Consider the following 2,279-nt stretch of genomic DNA (forward strand, 5'->3'; position numbering starts at 1 on the left):
GCCGACCGCCGAAGCCAGCGGGCGCGCCGGGCCGGTCGGCGAACTCGCCGCCGAGACGGGGTTCGCGGCCGCCGCGGGCGACCTCCCGGACTACGACGCGCTCCGGCCGCGGGTCGGCCCCGCGCTCGCCGACGCCCGCATCGAACCGACGCCCCCGCCCGAGGGCCGCCTGCGGGACACCCGAACGCTCGACACCGGCGCTACCGTGCGCGAGTACGCCGTGCCGGACGACCTGCCGGTCTACCACGTCGTCCCGCCCGAGTACGAGTTCGCGCCAGCGGACTGCCGCGTGCTCGCCGAGGCGCGCCGCCTGCTCGCGGACGGCTCGATTCCCGACGGCGAGGACGCCTCCGGCCGCGCGGTCCGCGAGGCCGCCGGCGAGCACCGCGAACCGCTCGCCGACGCGCTCCGCAAACACACCCGCGGCTTCGGCGTCCTCGAAGACCTCTTCGCGGACCCCCGAATCTCTGACGTGTACGCGAGCGCGCCCGTCGCCGACGGGCCGCTCCGGGTCACCGTCGACGGCGCGGACGCCCGGACGAACGTCCGGTTCACGGACGCCGGCGCCGAGCGGCTCGCATCCCGCTTGCGCGCGGAGAGCAACCGTCCGTTCTCGCGCGCCAATCCCACGCTCGACACCGCTATCGACGGCCTCGGCGCGACTGGGCGCGTGCGCGTCGCGGGCGTCACCGACCCCGTCAGCGACGGCACGGGGTTCGCGTTCCGCGCGCACGACGCCGACCCGTTCCAACTCCCCGACCTCGTCGCGAACGACACCCTCTCGCCGGAGCTCGCCGGCTTCCTCGTCGAAGCGCTCCGCCGCGGCGCTTCGGTCCTCTTCGCCGGGGCGCGCGGCGCCGGCAAGACCACGCTGCTGGGCGCGACGCTGTGGGGGCTCGCCGCCGGTACCCGCCTCGTCACTATCGAGGACACGCCCGAACTCCCGGTGCGCGCGCTCCGCGGCGACGGCCGCGACGTGCAGGCGCTGTACGCGAACAGCGACGGCGCCGGCGCGGAGGTCTCGATGGCGGACGCGCTCCGAACCGCGCTCCGGCTCGGCGACGGCGCCATCGCGGTCGGCGAGGTCCGCGGTGAGGAAGCGCGGGTGCTCTACGAGGCGATGCGCGTCGGCGCCAGCGACGCCGCCGTCCTCGGGACGATACACGGCGACGGCGCCGAGGGCGTCCGCGAGCGCGTGGTCTCGGACCTCGGCGTCGCCGCGTCGTCGTTCGCCGCGACCGACCTCGTCGTCACCCTCGCGGACACCGCCGACGGTCGCCGCGTCACTCGCGTCGAAGAAGTCACGGAGGACGGCGCGGCCGCGCTCTACGCCGACGACGGGGAGGGGGCGACCCCGACGACCGCGTCTCGCGCGGGAACAGCGGCGTCGTCGCCGACCTCGCGGCGCCCGGGGAGACGTACGCCGACGTCCGCGCGGCGATTCGCGAACGCGCCGCCCGCGTGACCGATGACTGAACCCGCGAACCAGCGGGCGGTACTCGCCACCGTCGCCGTCACAGCCGCCCTCGCGCTCGCTGCCGTCCGGTGGAACCCGTACGCCGGCACTGCGGTCGCGTTCCTCGGCGTCGCGGTGGCTGTCGTGCTCGCGTACGGCCCGCACGTCCGCTCGGTCGCGGAGCGCTCGCGCGCGCTCGGCGCGGCCCCCGACGTCGTCTGTCTCGTCGTGCTCTCGCTCCGCCTCGACCCCGCGCTCGAACGCGCCACCGAGTTCGCCGCCGAGCACGGGAACGGCCGACTCGCGGCCAGCCTCGCCGCCCACGCCCGCGAGTCCCGGGGGACTGCCGGCGCGGGGTTCGCGTCGTTCGCCGTGACGTGGGCCGACCACCTGCCGTCGCTGCGCCGCGCCGCCGCGCTCGCGGACGCCGCCGTCGACGCCCCCGCGGGTGACCGCGAACGCCTCCTCGACCGCACGCTCGCGGTCGTCGTCGAGGGCGCACGGGAGCGCGCCAGCGAGTACGCGGACGCCGTCCACGGCCCGACGATGGGCGTCTACGCGTTCGGCGTCGTGCTGCCGCTCGCGCTCGTCGGCGTCGTCCCCGCCGCGGCGAGCGCCGGCCTCCCGCTCACGCTCGGCGCCGTCTCGCTCGCGTACTGCGTGGTGCTGCCGCTGGCGGTGCTCGCGGTCGTCTGCTGGATTCTCGCGCGACGCCCGGTCGCCTTCCCGCCCGCCGCCGTGCCGAGCGACCACCCGGAACTGGCGGACCGCCGGCGAAACGCCGCGGTCGCTGGCTGCTGCGGCGTCGCCGGCGCGCTCGTCG

At 77.0% G+C, this 2,279-nt stretch carries 1 protein-coding gene and 1 pseudogene; both read left to right on the forward strand.

The features are described from left to right. On the forward strand, positions 1-1,465 hold a 1,465-nt coding region (locus GJ634_RS14935; RefSeq protein WP_157503625.1), incomplete at its 5' end, for a type II/IV secretion system ATPase subunit. A gap of 3 nt (positions 1,466-1,468) precedes the next feature. Next, a pseudogene (locus GJ634_RS14940) lies at positions 1,469-2,279 on the forward strand (type II secretion system protein); the annotation flags it as partial.

The sequence above is a fragment of the Halobacterium sp. CBA1126 genome, assembly GCF_009741975.1.
GTDB lineage: Archaea > Halobacteriota > Halobacteria > Halobacteriales > Halobacteriaceae > Halobacterium.